A 17,805-nucleotide genomic window follows, 5' to 3' on the forward strand; every position below is an offset into this window, starting at 1 on the left:
GCCCGCAACATCTCGCTCTTGCCGATGCGCGAACGATGATATCCATTGTTTTTCGATATTATTTTGCATCGCAACCAATACTTTCGGCAAACTCGTCCATGGACATCGTTCTCCACCAACCAACTCCGCTTGACAAAGTTGGAACGTTCCAATTATTAACAGTGAAAATTGGCACAGGCCAAGGGAGGACTTTCATGGGCAAGGGACGGGTCACCGTCATCGACATCGCCAAGGCTGCCGGCGTTTCCAAGTCGACGGTGTCGCTGGTGCTGCAGGCCTCGCCCCTGGTGAATGAAAGCACCCGTACGAAGGTCAACGCCGTGATGCGGGAATTGGGCTACGTGTATAATCGCGGCGCGGCGAACCTGCGCCAGGCGAATGCGCGATCGAAGATCATCGGTATCGTCGTCAACGATCTGACGAACAGCTTCTTCGCCGAACTCGCCGTGGGCGTCGATACGGTGGTGCAGTCGGCCGGCTTTGTGCAATTCCTTTCCAACACCAGCGAGAGCATCGATCGCCAGCGCGAAGTCATAGCGTCGATGCGCGAACACGGCGTCTCCGGCCTGATCATCTCACCGGCGCGCGGCACCGAAGCGACCGACCTGAAGCCGCTGGTGGTTGCCGGCATTCCTGTCGTGCTCGTCGTTCGCAACATACCCGGCGCCAAGGTCTCGTCGCTGGTCTCCGACAATCATGCAGGCACCTTTGCCGCAGTCGAACATCTGGCGGCACTGGGCCACAGCCGTATCGCCTTCGTGGGCGGCTTCCCCGACACCGCCGTCTTCGACGAGCGCCTGAGCGGTTACCGCGACGCCATGTCGAAAACCGGCACCGGCTTCAAGGAGGAGTTGGTCGTCTCGTCCGCGCCGTCGCGCGCCGGCGGCGTCGATGCGCTTGCCCGCGCCATGGCTATGCCAGAGCCGCCGACGGCGGCCGTCTGCTTCAACGACGCTGTTGCCTTCGGTGTTTGCGACGGGCTGAGGGCACGCCGCATCGAGCCCGGCAAGGACTTCGCCGTCGTCGGCTTCGACGATGTGATCGAGGCGAAAACCACGGTGCCGGCACTGACCACCATATCGGTCGATCCGCAGGGGATCGGTCAGCGCGCCGCGCAGATGCTGCTGAAGCAGATAAACGCCGGAAAGCCGGAGGCCGAATCCGTTGTCAGTTCCGTGCGCCTGATCGTGCGCGAAAGCTGCGGCGCAGCGATGAACAAGCCTGGGAGGAAAATGGCATGACGGTTCGTTGGGGTCTCATCGGCGCGAGCACGATCGCGCGCGAATGGGTGATCGGAGCAGTTCGCGCCACTGGCGGCGACGTCGTCTCCGTCATGAGCACCAGCCTGGAGCGGGCCCGCTCCTATGCCGCCGAGAATAACATAGGCAAGCATGTCTCCGATCTCGACGCTCTTGTCTCCGATCCGCAGATCGATGCCGTCTATATCTCGACCACCAACGAGTTGCACTGCGCCCAGGCGATCGCCGCGGCACGCGCCGGCAAGCACATCCTCTGCGAGAAGCCGCTGGCTCTGTCTCTCGAGGATGCCCACGCGATGGCGAAGGTCGCCGATGAGGCGGGCGTCGTTCTCGCCACCAACCACCACCTGCGCAATGCCTCGACGCACACTGCGATGCGTGATGCGATCGCGGCAGGCAAGATCGGAAAACCGCTCTCGGCGCGCGTGTTTCATGCCGTCTACCTGCCGCCGCACCTGCAGGGCTGGCGGCTGGACAAGCCGCAGGCCGGCGGTGGTGTCATTCTCGACATCACCGTGCATGACACGGACACGCTACGCTACGTGCTCGGACGTAACCCGGTCGAGGTCATCGCCTTCTCGCAGGCCGGCGGCATGGGCAAGGAAGGCCTCGAGGACGCCGTCATGGGCGTCATGCGCTTCGACGACGATATCATCGCGCAGTTCCACGACGGCTTCACCACGAAATACGCCGAGACCGGTTTCGAGGTGCATGGCACCGAGGGCTCGCTGATCGGCCGCAACGTCATGACCCAGCGGCCTGACGGCACCGTGACCTTGCGGACCGCCGAAGGCGAGCAGTCGCTGCCGGTTGGCGGCGGCAATCTCTACGAGACCGCGCTTACCGCCTTTCACGCCGCCGTCGCCGGTAATGGCAAGCCATCGGCAACGGCCAAGGATGGCATCTGGTCGCTGGCGACAGGTCTCGCGGTTGCGCAAGCCGCGCGCACGGGCGCCGCGGTGCCGGTCAAGACAGGACTCTGAGAGAGATGAACAAGCACATCACCCCATCGCAAGCCGCTGACCTGATCCCCGATGGCGCTGTCGTTTCGGTCTCCTCGTCCAGCGGCCTCGGCTGCCCAGATCTGATGCTGAAAGCGATCGGTGAGCGCTTCGAGGCAACAGGCCATCCGCGCGATCTCACCACCCTGCATCCGATCGCCGCCGGCGACATGAGCGGGATCAAGGGCATCGACCACATCGCGCGCAAGGGCCTCCTGAAGCGGATCATCGGCGGCTCCTACCCTTCCGGCCCGTCGACCGCCGAGCCGCCGCTGATCTGGCAGATGATATCAGGCAACGAGATCCCGGCCTACAACATCCCCTCCGGCGTGATCTTCGACATGCACCGCGAGGCTGCCGCCAAGCGGCCCGGCGTGCTTACGAAAGTGGGGATGGATACCTTCGTGGACCCGAAGCGTCAGGGCTGCGCCATGAACGCCGCCGCTGAAGAGACGCCCGTGGTCAAGCGTGTCTCCTTCGAGGGCGACGACTGGCTCTATTTCCCGGCGATCACGCCCGATGTCACGATCATCAGGGCGACGACCGCCGACGAGCACGGCAACCTGACCTACGAGCACGAGGGAGCCTATCTGGGCGGGCTCGACCAGGCGCTCGCGGCGCGCAACAACGGCGGCATCGTCATCGCGCAGGTCAAGCGCATCACCAAGCAGGGCTCGCTGAAACCGCACGATGTGCGCGTGCCGGGGATGCTAGTGGACTACGTCATCGTCGATCCCGAACAGAAGCAGACGACGCAGACGCTCTACGACCCAGCGATTTCGGGCGAGATCTTCCGCCCGCTGGATACGTTCCGCGTGCCCGAATTCAACATCCAGAAGGTGATCGCGCGTCGCGTCGCGCAGGAGCTTCAGGCCAACAGCTGCGTCAATCTCGGCTTTGGCATCTCGGCGAATGTGCCACGGATCCTGATGGAAGAGGGTCAGCACGGGGCCGTCACCTGGGTGATCGAGCAAGGCGCGGTCGGTGGCGTGCCGCTGCTCGACTTCGCCTTCGGTTGCGCCTCGAACGCCGATGCCTACATGCCATCGCCCTACCAGTTCACCTATTTCCAGGGTGGCGGCTTCGATGCATCGCTCCTGTCCTTCCTGGAGATCGGCCGGGATGGCTCGGTCAACGTCTCCAAGCTCTCCTTCCGCCCGCATGTGACGGCTGGAGCCGGCGGCTTCGTCGATATCACCGCACGCGCCCGCAAGATTGTCTTCTCCGGCATGTTCAATGCCGGCGCCAAGCTCGGCATCGCCGATGGCAAGCTTGTCATCGAGAAGGAAGGCAAGCTGAAGAAGCTGGTCAACGAGGTCGAACACGTGACCTTCTCCGGCCGCCGGGCGATCGAACAGGGGCAGGACATCACCTACGTGACCGAGCGTTGCGTGATGAAACTCACCGCCGACGGGATCGTGCTGACCGAAATCGCGCCCGGGATCGACCTACAGGCACATATTCTGGATCAGTCGGAATTCCCATTGCTCGTCGCCAAGGATCTCAAGGTGATGGACGCCAGGCTGTTTGCCGAAGGGCCGATCGGATTGTCGCTGCCGGTGAAAAGCGCCCGCGTTCTGGAGGGCACCTTCCATGACTAGCGGAACCGTGCGCGTCGATATCGACGGCTCACTTGCCATCATGACCGTATCGCGGCCCGAGAAGCTGAATGCGCTCGACCTCGATATGCTGAAGGCTCTGTCGGAAGCCGCCGACGCAGTGGAAGCCAATCCGGATGTGCACGTCGCCATCCTCACCGGTGACGGCAAGGCCTTTTCGGCGGGCGGAGACATCAAGGCCTGGGGGCATATGGCGCCGCAGGAGTTCGGGCACGCCTGGGTGCGCTACGGCCATCGCGTTTTCGAGCGGCTCGCCACGCTTCGCGTTCCCCTGATCGCGGCGCTGAACGGCCATGCGCTCGGCGGTGGGCTGGAGCTTGCCGGCCTTGCCGATATCAGGATCGCCGAAGAGCAGATCAAGATCGGCCTTCCGGAAACGGGACTCGGAATGATCCCCGGCTGGTCGGGCACGCAGCGTCTCGTCAAGCGGTTCGGTGCGCAGATCGTCCGCCGCATGGCGCTGGGCGGCGAAATCTTCACCGCCGAGGAAGCCCGCCAGTTCGGCATGGTCGATATGGTCGTCGCCACCGGCACAGCTGTCGATGCGGCACGAGACTATGCCAGCCGCGTCGCGACGCGTGGACCGGCGGCACTCGAGATCACCAAGCTGATGATCGCGTCGGCCAATGGCGAGGACAACGGCACGGCGGTGGAAGCGCTCGGCTCGATCCTGGTCGCCAAGACCGGCGACCTCAAGGAAGGCGTTACCGCGTTCAGCGAGAAACGCCCGGCACAGTTCAAGGGAGAATGGTAATGACGGTTCTGGTCACCCCGAAGGCGCTCGCCAATCAGGCGATCCGCGACTTCAAGATGCTGATCGACGGCAAATGGATCACCGGCAATGCCGCTCCGATCGAGCGTATCGCTCCGAGCCATGGCGTCGTCGTCAGCCGCTTTCAGGCCGGAAGCAAAGCGGACGCCGAGCGCGCGATTGCCGCGGCCCGCAGGGCGTTCGACACCGGGCCGTGGCCGCGCATGACGGCATCCGAGCGCTCCGCCATCCTCCTCAAGGCCGCCGACCTCATTGCCGCCAGGGCCGATGAACTCGCCTATCTCGATGCGATCGAGGCCGGCAAGCCGATCTCTCAGGTCAAGGGCGAGATCGCGGGATCGGTCGATATCTGGCGCTATGCCGCGGCCCTTGCCCGCGATCTGCATGGCGAAAGCTACAACACGCTCGGCGACGGCACACTGGGTGTCGTGTTGCGCGAGGCGATCGGTGTCGTCTCGATCATCACGCCGTGGAACTTCCCGTTCCTGATCGTCGGCCAGAAGCTGCCCTTCGCGCTGGCCGCGGGCTGCACCTGCGTGGTCAAGCCATCGGAGCTGACATCTGGCTCGACGATCGTGCTCGGTGAAATCCTGCAGGAAGCCGGTGTTCCCGATGGCGTCGTCAATATCGTGACCGGCACGGGCGCCGAGGTCGGCGCGATCATGACGTCGCATCCCGACGTCGACATGGTTTCGTTCACCGGCTCGACCGGCGTTGGTAAGCTGACGATGACCAATGCGGCGCAGACACTGAAGAAGGTCTCGCTGGAGCTCGGCGGCAAGAACCCGCAGATCGTCTTCCCGGATGCGGACCTCGACGCCTTCATCGACGCGGCCGTGTTCGGCGCCTATTTCAATGCCGGCGAGTGCTGCAATGCCGGCTCGCGGCTGATCCTGCACAAGTCCATCGCCAGCGATGTCGTGGCGCGCGTGGCGGCGCTCGCCAAGCATGTGAAGGTCGGCGATCCCCTCGACCCGACGACACAGGTCGGCGCGATCATCACGCCGCAGCACTTCGACAAGATCGCCGGCTACGTCGCGGCGGCAAAGAGCGCCGGCGCCGAAGTCGCCCATGGCGGTGGTGCGCTGGATCTTGGTATGGGTCAGTTCATGGCGCCGACCATTCTCTCCCAGGTGACGCCAGGGATGACGGTCGCGCGCGAGGAGGTGTTCGGACCCGTTCTTTCCGTCCTCACCTTCGACACCACTGAGGAAGCGATCGAGATCGCCAACTCCATCGATTACGGCCTCTCGGCCGGCGTCTGGAGCAAGGATTTCGATACATGCCTGACGATCGGGCGTAGAGTACGCGCGGGAACCGTCTGGATGAACACATTCATGGACGGCGCATCGGAGTTGCCGTTCGGGGGATACAAGCAGTCCGGCCTCGGACGCGAACTCGGTCGCCATGCGGTGGAGGATTACACCGAGACGAAGACGCTCAACATGCATATCGGCAGCCGCACCAACTGGTGGATGCCCAAAAGCTGAGGACCGGCGGGGAGCCGGTCTGCAGAAACCACGCTCGAGGAGGGCGGGGGATACGGAACGAGAATGGGTCTCGTTTCGCGAACTTGAAAACGGGAGGTTTTCAAATGCGCAGATTTCTAACGGCGACCGCCTTGGTCGCATTGGCGGTTGGTGCTGTGGGCGGTTTGGCGCGCGCTGCCGATGTCAAGGAAGTGCAGATGCTGCATTGGTGGACGTCGGGTGGCGAAGCCGCCGCGCTCAACGTGCTGAAGGGCGACCTGGCGAAGGAAGGCTACGCGTGGAAAGACGTGCCCGTCGCCGGTGGTGGCGGCGACGCAGCGATGACCGCGCTGAAGGCGATGGTGGCGGCCGGGACATATCCGACGGCTTCGCAGATGCTCGGCTACACCGTTCTCGACTATGCGCAAGCCGGTGTGATGGGCGATCTCACCGAAACCGCGAAGAAGGAAGGCTGGGACAAGTCGGTCCCGGAAGCGCTGCAGAAGTTCTCCGTCTATGACGGCAAGTGGGTCGCGGCTCCCGTGAACGTTCACTCCGTCAACTGGCTGTGGATCAACAAAGCCGTGATGGACAAGATCGGCGGCACGCAGCCGAAGACCTTCGAGGACCTGATTGCCCTGCTCGACAAGGCGAAGGCTGCAGGCGTTACACCGCTCGCGCTCGGCGGTCAGAACTGGCAGGAAGCCACCATGTTCGACAGCGTCGTGCTGTCGACCGGCGGGCCTGAGTTCTACAAGAAGGCCTTCAACGAACTCGACGGGGAGTCGCTGAAGTCCGACACGATGAAGAAGTCCTTCGACAACCTTGCCACGCTGATCAAGTATGTCGATCCGAACTTCTCCGGCCGTGACTGGAACCTTGCGACCGCCATGGTCATCAAGGGTGATGCGCTGGTGCAGGTGATGGGTGACTGGGCCAAGGGCGAATTCGTCGCCGCCAAGAAGAAGCCCGACACCGACTTCCTTTGCTACCGCTTCCCCGGCACCGACGGCAGCGTGATCTATAACTCCGACATGTTCGGCATGTTCAACGTGCCCGATGATCGCAAGGCTGCCCAGGTGGCACTTGCGACGGCCACGCTGTCGAAGAGCTTCCAGTCGGCGTTCAACGTCGTCAAGGGTTCGGTTCCCGCCCGTACGGACGTGCCGGACACCGACTTCGACGCCTGCGGCAAGAAGGGCATCGCCGACCTGAAGGCAGCCAACGAAGGCGGCACGCTGTTCGGCTCGCTGGCACAGGGCTATGGCGCGCCTCCGGCCGTCGCCAACGCCTACAAGGACGTCGTCTCGAAGTTCGTTCACGGCCAGATCAAGACCTCCGACCAGGCCGTCGAGGAACTCGTGAAGGCGATCGACGACGCCAAGTAATCGGCTCCGAACATGGTCTTCCCCGCCGTTCACGGCGGGGAAGATGTCGACTGCCAACGTCACCCTTGGGAGGGGGATGAATGTTATGAGCACTATCGCTACCACCAAACCAGAAGTCGCGGCGCGGCGCGGAACGACGTTTTCCATGCGCGGCTGGCTACAGGACGCGCTGCCGAAAATCGTGCTTGCGCCGAGCTTCGCCATCACGCTGGTCTTCGTCTACGGCTTCATCCTCTGGACGGTCTATCTGTCCTTCACCAATTCCAAGACCTTTCCGTCCTACGCGCTGACCGGGCCTCGCGCCTATCAACGGCTCTGGCGCTGGACCTTCGAGAGCGATCCGCCGTCGTCCTGGTACACGTCGATCACCAACATGGGGATCTTCGGCTTTCTCTATATCGCGATCTGCCTGGGGCTCGGGCTGTTGCTCGCCATCCTGCTCGACCAGAAGATCCGCGGCGAGGGCATCCTGCGGCCGATCTTCCTCTATCCGATGGCGCTGTCCTTCATCGTGACCGGCGTCGCCTGGAAATGGTTCCTCGATCCGGGCCTCGGGCTGGAACAGACGCTGCATAATTTCGGCTGGACGAGCTTTCACTTCGACTGGATCAAGAACAAGGACTTCGTCATCTACACCGTGGTCATCGCCGGCGTCTGGCAGGCGTCTGGTTTTGTCATGGCCATGTTCCTGGCGGGGCTGCGCGGCATCGACAGCGAGATCATGAAGGCGGCGCAGATCGACGGCGCCTCGACGGTGCAGCTCTATCGCCGCATCATCATCCCGCTTCTGAGGCCCGTGTTCCTCTCCGCCTTCATCGTGCTCGCGCACATGGCGATCAAGTCCTACGACCTTGTGGTCGCGCTGACCTCGGGCGGCCCCGGCGGCTCGGCCTGGCTGCCGTCCAACTTCATGTACGAATACACATTCAAGCGCAACGAGATGGCTGTCGGCTCGGCCAGCGCCGTGATCATGCTGATGACCATCTCCGCGATCATCATTCCCTATCTCTATTCGGAACTGCGGGAGAAATCGCGATGAGCACGGTCACATCGGATGCTTCCAGCATGGCACGCATGCGGATGTTCAACCGCATCTTCATCTACGGCATACTGGCGATCTTCGCGATCATCTATTTGATGCCACTCTTCGTCATGCTGGTCACCTCGTTCAAGACGATGGACGAGATCCAGGGCGGAAACATGCTCGCTTTGCCGCAGTCGCCGTCGTTCGACGCCTGGTTCAAGGCGTGGGGCGAAGCCTGTGTCGGCCTCACCTGCGCCGGCATCAAGGGCTACTTCTGGAACTCGATCAAGATGGTGGTCCCCGCCGTGGCGATCTCGACCATCCTCGGGGCGCTGAACGGCTACGTGCTCACCAAGTGGCGCTTCCCCGGCCATACGCTTGTGTTCGGGCTGATGCTCTTTGCCTGCTTCATTCCGTTCCAGTCTGTGCTGCTGCCGATGGCGACCATTCTCGGCAGTCTCGGCCGGTTCGGCAACACGCTCACCAACGAGATCGGCATGTCGCTCGGCTTCGGCAATCCGACGGTCAACCTCGTCATCGTCCACGTCGTCTACGGTCTCGGCTTCACCACGCTGTTCTTCCGCAACTACTACGAGGCGTTTCCGACGGAACTGGTGCGCGCGGCACAGGTGGATGGCGCGAGCTTCTTCCAGATCTTCCGCCGCATCATGCTGCCGAATTCGCTGCCGATCATCGTCGTGACCGTCATCTACCAGTTCACCAACATCTGGAACGACTTCCTGTTCGCATCCGCCTATGCGGGAACCGGCGAGTCCATGCCGATGACGGTGGCGCTGAACAACGTCGTCAACACCTCGACCGGTGTGGTCGAATACAATGTCAACATGGCCGCCGCGATGATCGCCGCCATGCCCACGCTTCTCGTTTACATCCTCGCCGGCCGCTATTTCGTTCGCGGTCTGATGGCGGGCGCGGTCAAAGGATAATCCCATGGCTTTTCTCGAAATCTCAGGCCTCAGAAAGCGCTTCGGCGCACTGGAAATCCTCAAGGGCATCGATCTTGAGCTGGAAAAGGGCGGCTTCCTGGTGCTGGTCGGCCCGTCCGGCTGCGGCAAGTCCACGCTGCTCAACACCATCGCCGGGCTGGAAGCCATCACCGAGGGCGACATCAGCGTCGATGGCCGCAGCATCTCAGATCTCCATCCATCGAAGCGCGATATCGCCATGGTGTTCCAGAGCTACGCGCTCTACCCCAACATGACGGTTGCAGGAAACATCTCCTTCGGCATGGAGATGCGCGGCGTACCGGCCGACGAGCGCAAGGCCGCGATCGACAAGGTCGCCAAGGTGCTGCAGATCGGCCATCTGCTGGACCGCAAGCCGAGCCAGCTTTCCGGCGGCCAGCGACAGCGTGTCGCCATGGGCCGCGCGCTGGTGCGCGATCCCAAGCTCTTCCTGTTCGACGAGCCGCTCTCAAATCTCGACGCCAAGCTGCGCGTCGACATGCGCATCGAGATCAAGCGCCTGCACCAGGCGACCGGCAAGACGATTGTCTATGTCACGCACGACCAGATCGAGGCGATGACGCTGGCGACCAAGATCGCCGTGATGAAGGACGGCGAGGTGCAGCAGTTCGGCACGCCGGCCGAGATCTACAACAACCCCGCCAACATGTTCGTCGCCGACTTCATGGGCTCTCCGGCCATGAACCTCTTGTCCGGCACCATCGAACAGGGCGCAACGGGCCTCTCCGTGTCGCTCGCCCGCCCCAGCGGCGAGCCGATCCGCTTGCCGATCGCGCCGGGCCGCGACGCGCTGCAGGCGCATGCCGGTCGGCAGATCGTCTTCGGCATCCGGCCGGAAGCGCTGACCGATCCTGACGGGGCGGACCGCAACGCGCGGATGCTTGCCGAGGGCGATTGCCTGATCGACGTCGTTGAGCCGGCCGGGTCCGATACCTTCGCGGTGACGAAACTCGGCGGCAAGGAGGTGGTCGCCCGCCTGCGCGCCGACGCCCGCATTCAGCCCGGCCAGAACGCCAGACTGGCATTCAACCTCGACAAGGTGGTCTTCTTCGACCCGCAGAGCCAGGCGCGGATCGCGTGATCCGACGGCGGGACAGCAATATGAACAGAACACCTGATATCGTCATCATCGGCTCGGGCATCGGTGGCGCGACCGTCGCTGCCGGGCTGGCCGCCACCGGCGCCGAGATCCTTATTCTCGAAGCCGGCGAACGGATCGCCGACCACCCCGTCAACCGCGACCAGCGGGCGATCTTCCAGCGCGGCCATTTCCGCCCCAAGGAGACCTGGTACGAGGCAGACGGCACCGGCTTCAATCCCGGCAACTACTACAATGTCGGCGGCAATTCGAAGTTCTTCGGCGCCGTCCTCTCACGCTACCGCCGCGAGGACTTCGAGGAAATCCATCACCGCGAAGGCGTGTCGCCCGCATGGCCGTTCCCCTATGAGGAGTTGGAACCGTGGTATGGCCGTGCCGAAAAGCTGTACCGCGTGCGCGGCGCGCTCGGGGACGATCCGACGGAGCCGTCTCACTCGACACCTTACGACTACCCGCCTGTGCGCGAGGAACCCGCCATCGCCGACGTCAGGGCACGGCTGAAGGCGAAGGGGCTGCATCCCTTCTCGCTCCCCTTGGGTGTCGACATCGACAAATGGCTGGCGAAGGCGCCAACCCCCTGGGACGCGCATCCGAATTCCGACGACGGCAAGATGGATGCGGAAACGGCGGCACTTTCGCAGGCCCTGCAACACGACAATGTCCGCCTTCAGACAGGCTCTACCGTCATCAAGCTGGAAGCGGATGCGGACGGTTGCATCTCCGGCGTCACCTACCTCCAAGCGGGCGAAACCCGCACGCTGCATCCAAAGCTCGTGATCCTGAGCGCCGGCGCCGTCCAGTCAGCGGTGCTGTTGCTGCGCTCGGCAAGTGACCGGTTTCCCGAGGGGCTTGCCAATTCGTCGGGCCAGGTCGGGCGCAACTTCATGAACCACAACTCCTCGGCCGTGATCGGCGTCTCGCCGCGATATCGAAACACCTCGATCTACCAGAAGACATTCGCATTCAACGATTTCTACCTTTCCGACGGCAATGGCGGGCCGCCGCTCGGCAATGTCCAGCTGCTCGGCCGCATCTCCGGCAAGGTATTGAAGGGCTCGCTACCCAATGTCCCGGAATGGCTGCTCAATCGGATCACCGGCCATGCGATCGATTTCTACGCCATGAGCGAAGACGTTCCCAATCCGGAAAGCCGGGTCATGGTGGATGGCGGCCGCATCGTCTTGAAATGGCATCGCACCAATTGGGATGCCCATCTCTCGCTCGTCTCCAAGCTCAAACAAATCCTGAAGTCGATCGGCTTTCCGCTGGTGCTCAGCCGGCCGTTCGACAAGCGCACGCCGTCGCACCAGTGCGGGACCATCAGGATTGGCCGCGACCCGGCGTCGGCTCCGCTCGACATCTACTGCCGCGCCTTCGATCACCAGAACCTCTTCGTGGTCGATGCGAGCTTCCTGCCGACCTCGGCGGCCGTCAATCCGGCCCTGACGGTGGCGAGCCAGGCATTGCGCGTTGCCGATCACATCGCATCAAAGGATTTGAGAGCATGACGACGCATTCGGACAAGCCCGTCGCCGTGGTCACCGGCGGCCGTCGCGGCATCGGGCTGGGCATCGCCGGCGCGCTGGCCAAATCAGGCTTCAATGTCGTGATAACAGGCGTCGGCGCCGTGGAGACTGCGGACGAGACCGTCGCGCAGTTGAAGCAGCACGGCGGCGATGCGATCTACCTGCAGGCGGATATCTCCGCGGTCGAAAAGCACGAGGAAACGGTTCACGCGATCCTGCAGGCCTTCGGCCGCATCGATTGCCTGGTCAACAATGCCGGCATGGCTGCCGTGGTCAGGGGCGATTTCCTTGGACTGACACCCGACAATTTCGACGCGATCATGGCCACGAACCTGCGCGGCACGGTGTTCTTCACCCAGGCGGTGGTGAAGGCGATGCTTGTTTCCGGCGACAAGCCGCACCCGCGTTCGATCATCAACATCACCTCGGTATCGGCCGAGGCGAGCTCTCCGGAGCGCCTCGACTATTGCATCAGCAAGGCGGGCCTTGCCGCCTTTTCGCAAGGGCTGGCGCTGCGCCTGGCGGAATCCGGCATCTCCGTTTTCGAACTCCGGCCGGGGATCATCCGCACCGACATGACGGCAGGCGTGACCTCGAAATACGACGCGCTGATAGAAGGCGGCCTCGTGCCGATGAAGCGCTGGGGCGAGGCCGACGATATCGGCCGGATTTGCTCGGCCCTTGCCTCCGGCGCCTTCGCCTTTGCGACCGGCACCGTCATCGACGCCGATGGCGGCCTTTCCATTCCCCGCTTGTGACAGGATAGAACCAATGGGCTTTGACTATATCATAACGGGTGCGGGTCCCGCCGGATGCGTGCTTGCCAGCAGGCTGAGCGAAGATCCGGATGTCAGCGTGCTGCTTCTGGAAGCCGGTGGCGGCGACTGGAACCCGCTGTTCCACATGCCGGCCGGCTTTGCCAAGATGACCAAGGGCGTGGCGAGCTGGGGATGGGAAACCGTTCCGCAGAAGCACATGAAAGGCCGCGTGCTGCGCTACACGCAGGCAAAGGTGATCGGCGGCGGCTCGTCCATCAATGCCCAGCTCTACACAAGGGGCAATGCAGCGGACTATGATCTCTGGGCCAGCGAGGATGGCTGCGAGGGCTGGGACTACCGCTCGATCCTGCCCTATTTCAAGCGTGCCGAGGACAACCAGCGCTTCGCCGACGACTACCACGCCTATGGCGGGCCGCTCGGCGTCTCGATGCCCGTCTCCGCGCTACCGATCTGCGACGCCTATATCCGCGCCGGCCAGGAGCTCGGCATTCCCTACAATCACGACTTCAACGGCAAGCAGCAGGCGGGTATCGGCTTCTACCAGCTGACGCAGCGCAACCGCCGCCGCTCGTCCGCGTCTCTTGCCTATCTCTCGCCTATCAAGGGCCGAAAGAACCTGACCATCCGCACCGGCGCCCGCGTGAGCAGGATCGTGATCGAGGGAACGCGGGCCGTCGGCGTCGAAGTGGTGACGGACAAAGGCTCCGAAGTGATCCGCGCCGAGCGCGAAGTCCTGGTGTCATCGGGCGCGATCGGCTCGCCGAAGCTCCTGTTGCAATCAGGCATCGGCCCGGCCGATCATCTGACATCCGTCGGCGTCAAGGTTCGCCACGATCTCCCCGGCGTCGGCGGCAACCTGCAGGACCATCTCGATCTCTTCGTCATTTGCGAATGCACCGGCGACCACACTTATGACGGCGTCGCCAAATTGCACCGGACGGTCTGGGCGGGGCTAGAATACATTCTCTTCCGCACGGGGCCGGTTGCGTCCTCGCTCTTCGAGACGGGCGGCTTCTGGTATGCGGACCCGAATGCGCGTTCCCCCGACATTCAGTTCCACCTCGGCCTCGGCTCCGGCATCGAGGCGGGCGTGGAGCGGCTGAAGAACGCCGGCGTGACGCTGAACTCGGCCTATCTCCATCCCCGCTCGCGCGGCACCGTCAGGCTCAAGTCATCCGATCCGGCGGCAGCCCCGCTCATCGATCCGAACTACTGGTCCGATCCACATGACCGGGCAATGTCGCTGGAAGGGCTGAAGATCGCGCGCGAGATCATGCAGCAGGCGGCGCTGAAGCCCTTCGTGCTGGCCGAGCGGCTTCCCGGGCCGAAGGTGATGACCGACGACGAACTCTTCGACTATGGTTGCGCCAACGCCAAGACCGACCATCACCCCGTCGGAACCTGCAAGATGGGCACGGGCGCAGACGCGGTCGTCGGGCTCGATCTCAAGGTGCACGGGCTGGAAGGCCTGCGTGTCTGCGATTCCTCCGTCATGCCGCGCGTTCCCTCCTGCAACACCAACGCTCCGACCATCATGGTCGGCGAGAAGGGCTCGGACATCGTTCGCGGCAAGCTGCCGCTTCCCGGCGCCATCTTCGAGCACGAGCGCAACGACACGCGACCCCGCGCACGGGCCGGCATCCGGTGAAGTCTGTTACGAAGCGCCGGGGAGCCTGGCCAGCGCTTCCTTCAGGCCAACGCCGCTGACACCTGTTTTCGTCATGTCGGCGACGAGACCGGCGATGGTCTTCGCCGCCTGTTCCATCGAGAGGCCGCCCTCGCGCATGTTCGAGACGCAGTTGCGCCGGGAATCCGGCGTACCGGCCGACGGCTCGTAGGTGATGTAGGCGCCGAGACTATCGGCCGCGGAGAGACCGGGCCTCTCTCCGATCAGCACGATCGTCATCCGTGTACCGAGAATTTCGCCGACCTCGTCTGCGAGCGCCACCCGCGCCTGGCGGGCGACGGCAACAGGTCCGATCGACAAGCCGGCACTGGTCAGAAGCCTCGAAAGCTCGCGCACGAGCGCGACTGCATTGATGTCCACTGCGCTCGACGACAGACCATCGGCAATGGTGATCACAACGTCGCACCCCTTGGCGTCAGCCGGCAAGGCGGCGAGACGCTCGACCGAGGCGCGCGACAATTTGCGGCCGAGATCCGGCCGGCGCAAATAGCTGCCGCGATCCTCGGCCATGCTTTCCACCGAGACGACATCCAGCCCGAGCGCCTCTAGATCGCTCTTCAGCCTGTTCTCGTCGACGGTAGACCATACCGCTTCGCGGGCGCGGGCATGATCAAGCAGGAAGGCCAGTTGCGCCCTGGTCGGCGCGCCCGATCCGAAACGCCCGAGTGCGACGCGCGCATCGGTCATCTCGGTGAGATCGACGGTGGCTGGCTGGCAATCGGTTCTGAGTTCGGCGGCGTCGGACTTAGACAAGAGCGGCCCTCGACAAGTAATCGGTCAGCATGGCAGGCGCACCCGACAGCGCCCCGGCTTCATTGGTCAGTCCCACGTCGCGAAGCCACGCCTCGAACTCCGGCGCCGGCGGGCGCCCAAGGGTCTCGCGGCAGAACACGGCGTCGTGGTGGGACAGCGACTGGTAGTTCAGCATGATGTCGTCGGCACCAGGCACCGTGATGACGAAATTGACGTTTGCCGCGCAAAGCAGCGTCAACAGCGTGTCCATGTCTTCCTGGTCGGCATCGGCATGGTTCGTGTAGCAAACGTCGACACCCATCGGCAGGCCGAGCAGTTTGCCGCAGAAATGGTCCTCGATGCCGGCGCGGATGATCTGCTTTCCGTTGAAGAGATATTCGGGCCCGATGAAGCCGACGACCGTATTGACCAGCAGCGGATCGAACTCACGCGCGACGGCATAGGCCCTCGTCTCCATCGTCTGCTGGTCGACGCCGAAATGGGCGTCGGCCGAAAGTGCTGCCCCCTGCCCGGTTTCGAAATACATCAGATTGGCGCCCGGCATGCCGCGCTTCAGCGATCGCCCGGCATCCTGCGCCTCCTTCAACAGCGCGAGATCGATGCCGAAGCCTTCATTGGCCTTCTGCGATCCCGCGACCGACTGGAACATCAGATCAACCGGCGCACGCGCCTCGACCGCGCGAATGGCCGTGGTAACATGCCCGAGACAGCATGTTTGCGTGGGTATGGCGAGCCGCTCGCGGATCTCGTCGAGCAGCGAAACGATCCGCACATAATCCTCGACACTGTCGGTCGCCGGATTGACGCCGATCACGGCGTCGCCGGAGCCCATCAGAAGACCATCGATCGCCGAGGCGGCAATGCCGCGGCTATCGTCGGTCGGATGGTTCGGCTGGTTGCGGGTCGACAATCGGCCGGTCAGGCCGAGCGTGTTGCGAAAGCGCGTGACGACCTGCCGCTTGGCGGCGACGGCGATCAGATCCTGCAGCCGCATGATCTTGGAAACAGCGGCCAGCATCTCCGGCGTGATGCCATAGGTGATCGCTTCGAGTACCCGCTGATCGGTTTCAGGCTTCAGCAGCCACTCGCGAAACTCACCCACCGTGAACGAGCTGATCAGCGCGAAGGCTTTGGCGTCGAACTGCCTGGCGATCAGCGCGGAGACCTCATCACTCTCCGACGGGATAACCTCGTCAGCCAAAAACGCCTTCAGCGGCAGATCGGCAAGCGCCATCTGCGCCGCGAGCCGCTCGACCGGCCCGCTTGCCGCGATGCCGGCGAGTTGGTCGCCGGAACGTTCCGGCGTCGCTTTCGCGAGGAGGTCCTTGAGATCGCGAAAGCCGAAACGCGTTCGTTCGATCGTCGTGCTGTATGCCATTGCGGGAGTCCTAGCGTTCAAGGGTTTCAGCCCATCCCGATCCGATCGGGCTGGCTGACAGGTGTATTCCTCCCTTGAGACTGCCGGCGCTCGGCCGTTCGAGACAGTTAGCGGCCTCCCGTGCCGATCACCGCAAGCATGAGCGCCATGCCGTTATCCGCAGATGACCCAGTCCAGCCGATCACGTCAACATGCTCCGATGACAAGACGCCGCAAAATTCGCCGACGGCACCAATTCGACCGCCTTTTGGCGATAGATCAGGCCTCGCCACCGTGCGAGGCGCCAGCGGATTTGGCGACGAGAATGAAGCGCCGGTAGACCAGCGTTCTGAGCTTGTTGCGCAGATTGGCGCCACGTCGCTGCGCCTTGGCTATCGGGCCATGCGACGAAATCTCGAAGTCCACGAAGCCGGCCTGCTTCAATTGCGGAATGAGATCATCCGGCCGCAGCCCGGCGCCGAAGGGGAGCGCGGACATGATCGCCGAATGGCGCTCGCTCATCGCGCCATCATAATGGCGGTCCGCGCCGCAGAAACGATCGATCCGGCGGATGAGCCATGCCGCAGCGCGGCCGAGCCGCGTCGGCTTCGCCCAATCGCCGTCGAACACCAGCAGCGTGCCGCCCGGCTTCAACACCCGATGCCACTCGCCGAACGCCTTTGCGGGATCGGTCAGCGTCCAGACCAGATGCCGGCAAATGATGGCGTCGTAGCAGGCGTCCGGCTCCATCGGGTTTTCCGCGTCGGCGAGCACGAAACGCAGCCGGTCCTTGCCGGCATGCTTGGCATTCGCGACGGACAGCATCGCCTCGGAAAAATCCAGCGCGGTCACATCATGGCCGAGATCGTGGATCAGCGCCGTAACCTCGCCGGTCCCGCAGGCGAGTTCGAGGACACGCAAAGGCGTCGGCCCCAGGTGATCGCGCATCGGCTGCTGCCAGGCATCGAACTCCGGGCCACGCGGTATCCTGTGACCGAAGGCAAGATCGAAAGTCTGCGAACGCTTGGACCAATACTCCCGGATCTCTTCCTTCAGATCGAAGTTGGTTTGTCTGATGGACATCGA

At 63.5% G+C, this 17,805-nt stretch carries 15 protein-coding genes; 12 read left to right on the top strand and 3 right to left on the bottom strand.

Annotated elements, in window-relative coordinates; translation table 11 throughout:
* Window positions 1-194: 194 nt before the first annotated feature.
* From P3R82_RS04270 to P3R82_RS04325, 12 genes are all read left to right on the top strand, one after another.
* On the top strand, window positions 195-1,241 hold the full coding sequence (locus P3R82_RS04270; protein WP_283193128.1) for a LacI family DNA-binding transcriptional regulator: 1,047 nt from the start codon (window positions 195-197) through the stop codon (window positions 1,239-1,241).
* Complete coding sequence (locus tag P3R82_RS04275) at window positions 1,238-2,242, top strand: Gfo/Idh/MocA family oxidoreductase (RefSeq protein ID WP_283193129.1); 1,005 nt, start codon at window positions 1,238-1,240, stop codon at window positions 2,240-2,242. Before P3R82_RS04270 ends, P3R82_RS04275 begins: the two co-directional genes overlap by 4 nt.
* A gap of 5 nt (window positions 2,243-2,247) precedes the next feature.
* On the top strand, window positions 2,248-3,861 hold the full coding sequence (locus P3R82_RS04280) for an acyl CoA:acetate/3-ketoacid CoA transferase (protein ID WP_283193130.1): 1,614 nt from the start codon (window positions 2,248-2,250) through the stop codon (window positions 3,859-3,861).
* Window positions 3,854-4,633: an enoyl-CoA hydratase/isomerase family protein gene (locus P3R82_RS04285; protein ID WP_283193131.1), complete on the top strand. Its 780-nt coding sequence runs from the start codon at window positions 3,854-3,856 to the stop codon at window positions 4,631-4,633. Before P3R82_RS04280 ends, P3R82_RS04285 begins: the two co-directional genes overlap by 8 nt.
* On the top strand, window positions 4,633-6,141 hold the full coding sequence (locus P3R82_RS04290) for an aldehyde dehydrogenase family protein (protein WP_283193132.1): 1,509 nt from the start codon (window positions 4,633-4,635) through the stop codon (window positions 6,139-6,141). Before P3R82_RS04285 ends, P3R82_RS04290 begins: the two co-directional genes overlap by 1 nt.
* Window positions 6,142-6,245: 104 nt before the next feature.
* Window positions 6,246-7,508 carry an ABC transporter substrate-binding protein gene (locus tag P3R82_RS04295; protein WP_183898456.1) on the top strand — a complete coding sequence of 421 codons (1,263 nt, stop codon included), beginning with the start codon at window positions 6,246-6,248 and terminating at the stop codon, window positions 7,506-7,508.
* Between the two features lie 85 nt (window positions 7,509-7,593).
* Window positions 7,594-8,547: a sugar ABC transporter permease gene (locus P3R82_RS04300; RefSeq protein ID WP_183898457.1), complete on the top strand. Its 954-nt coding sequence runs from the start codon at window positions 7,594-7,596 to the stop codon at window positions 8,545-8,547.
* A complete protein-coding gene (locus P3R82_RS04305; protein ID WP_183898458.1) occupies window positions 8,544-9,479 on the top strand; it encodes a carbohydrate ABC transporter permease in 936 nt (311 codons plus the stop codon). The genes P3R82_RS04300 and P3R82_RS04305 overlap by 4 nt, the downstream gene beginning before the upstream one ends.
* A gap of 4 nt (window positions 9,480-9,483) precedes the next feature.
* Complete coding sequence (locus P3R82_RS04310; RefSeq protein ID WP_283193133.1) at window positions 9,484-10,599, top strand: ABC transporter ATP-binding protein; 1,116 nt, start codon at window positions 9,484-9,486, stop codon at window positions 10,597-10,599.
* Between the two features lie 20 nt (window positions 10,600-10,619).
* Window positions 10,620-12,125: a GMC family oxidoreductase gene (locus tag P3R82_RS04315; protein ID WP_283193134.1), complete on the top strand. Its 1,506-nt coding sequence runs from the start codon at window positions 10,620-10,622 to the stop codon at window positions 12,123-12,125.
* The gene (locus tag P3R82_RS04320; protein ID WP_283193135.1) at window positions 12,122-12,901 is read left to right on the top strand and encodes a 3-ketoacyl-ACP reductase; all 780 of its coding nucleotides are present in this window, start codon (window positions 12,122-12,124) and stop codon (window positions 12,899-12,901) included. Before P3R82_RS04315 ends, P3R82_RS04320 begins: the two co-directional genes overlap by 4 nt.
* A 13-nt stretch (window positions 12,902-12,914) precedes the next feature.
* Entirely contained in the window at window positions 12,915-14,570 is a 1,656-nt protein-coding gene (locus P3R82_RS04325) for a GMC family oxidoreductase N-terminal domain-containing protein (RefSeq protein WP_283193136.1), read from the top strand.
* A gap of 6 nt (window positions 14,571-14,576) precedes the next feature.
* Here the strand turns inward: P3R82_RS04325 and eutC are convergent, their stop codons facing one another.
* The 3 genes from eutC to P3R82_RS04340 all read right to left on the bottom strand — a co-directional run bounded on the left by eutC (window position 14,577) and on the right by P3R82_RS04340 (window position 17,802).
* Entirely contained in the window at window positions 14,577-15,362 is a 786-nt protein-coding gene (gene eutC, locus P3R82_RS04330; RefSeq protein ID WP_283193137.1) for an ethanolamine ammonia-lyase subunit EutC, read from the bottom strand.
* Entirely contained in the window at window positions 15,355-16,740 is a 1,386-nt protein-coding gene (locus P3R82_RS04335; RefSeq protein WP_283193138.1) for an ethanolamine ammonia-lyase subunit EutB, read from the bottom strand. The genes eutC and P3R82_RS04335 overlap by 8 nt, the downstream gene beginning before the upstream one ends.
* 258 nt (window positions 16,741-16,998) lie before the next feature.
* The gene (locus P3R82_RS04340; protein ID WP_283193139.1) at window positions 16,999-17,802 is read right to left on the bottom strand and encodes a class I SAM-dependent methyltransferase; all 804 of its coding nucleotides are present in this window, start codon (window positions 17,800-17,802) and stop codon (window positions 16,999-17,001) included.
* Between the last annotated feature and the right edge of the window lie 3 nt (window positions 17,803-17,805).

The organism is Rhizobium sp. AN80A, from assembly GCF_030053015.1.
GTDB lineage: Bacteria > Pseudomonadota > Alphaproteobacteria > Rhizobiales > Rhizobiaceae > Rhizobium > Rhizobium metallidurans.

Coding starts and splice junctions, on each gene's coding strand:
- P3R82_RS04270 (WP_283193128.1), top strand. CDS start 195: ATGGGCAAGGGACGGGTCACCGTCATCGACATCGCCAAGGCTGCCGGC.
- P3R82_RS04275 (WP_283193129.1), top strand. CDS start 1,238: ATGACGGTTCGTTGGGGTCTCATCGGCGCGAGCACGATCGCGCGCGAA.
- P3R82_RS04280 (WP_283193130.1), top strand. CDS start 2,248: ATGAACAAGCACATCACCCCATCGCAAGCCGCTGACCTGATCCCCGAT.
- P3R82_RS04285 (WP_283193131.1), top strand. CDS start 3,854: ATGACTAGCGGAACCGTGCGCGTCGATATCGACGGCTCACTTGCCATC.
- P3R82_RS04290 (WP_283193132.1), top strand. CDS start 4,633: ATGACGGTTCTGGTCACCCCGAAGGCGCTCGCCAATCAGGCGATCCGC.
- P3R82_RS04295 (WP_183898456.1), top strand. CDS start 6,246: ATGCGCAGATTTCTAACGGCGACCGCCTTGGTCGCATTGGCGGTTGGT.
- P3R82_RS04300 (WP_183898457.1), top strand. CDS start 7,594: ATGAGCACTATCGCTACCACCAAACCAGAAGTCGCGGCGCGGCGCGGA.
- P3R82_RS04305 (WP_183898458.1), top strand. CDS start 8,544: ATGAGCACGGTCACATCGGATGCTTCCAGCATGGCACGCATGCGGATG.
- P3R82_RS04310 (WP_283193133.1), top strand. CDS start 9,484: ATGGCTTTTCTCGAAATCTCAGGCCTCAGAAAGCGCTTCGGCGCACTG.
- P3R82_RS04315 (WP_283193134.1), top strand. CDS start 10,620: ATGAACAGAACACCTGATATCGTCATCATCGGCTCGGGCATCGGTGGC.
- P3R82_RS04320 (WP_283193135.1), top strand. CDS start 12,122: ATGACGACGCATTCGGACAAGCCCGTCGCCGTGGTCACCGGCGGCCGT.
- P3R82_RS04325 (WP_283193136.1), top strand. CDS start 12,915: ATGGGCTTTGACTATATCATAACGGGTGCGGGTCCCGCCGGATGCGTG.
- P3R82_RS04335 (WP_283193138.1), bottom strand. CDS start 16,740: ATGGCATACAGCACGACGATCGAACGAACGCGTTTCGGCTTTCGCGAT.
- P3R82_RS04340 (WP_283193139.1), bottom strand. CDS start 17,802: ATGTCCATCAGACAAACCAACTTCGATCTGAAGGAAGAGATCCGGGAG.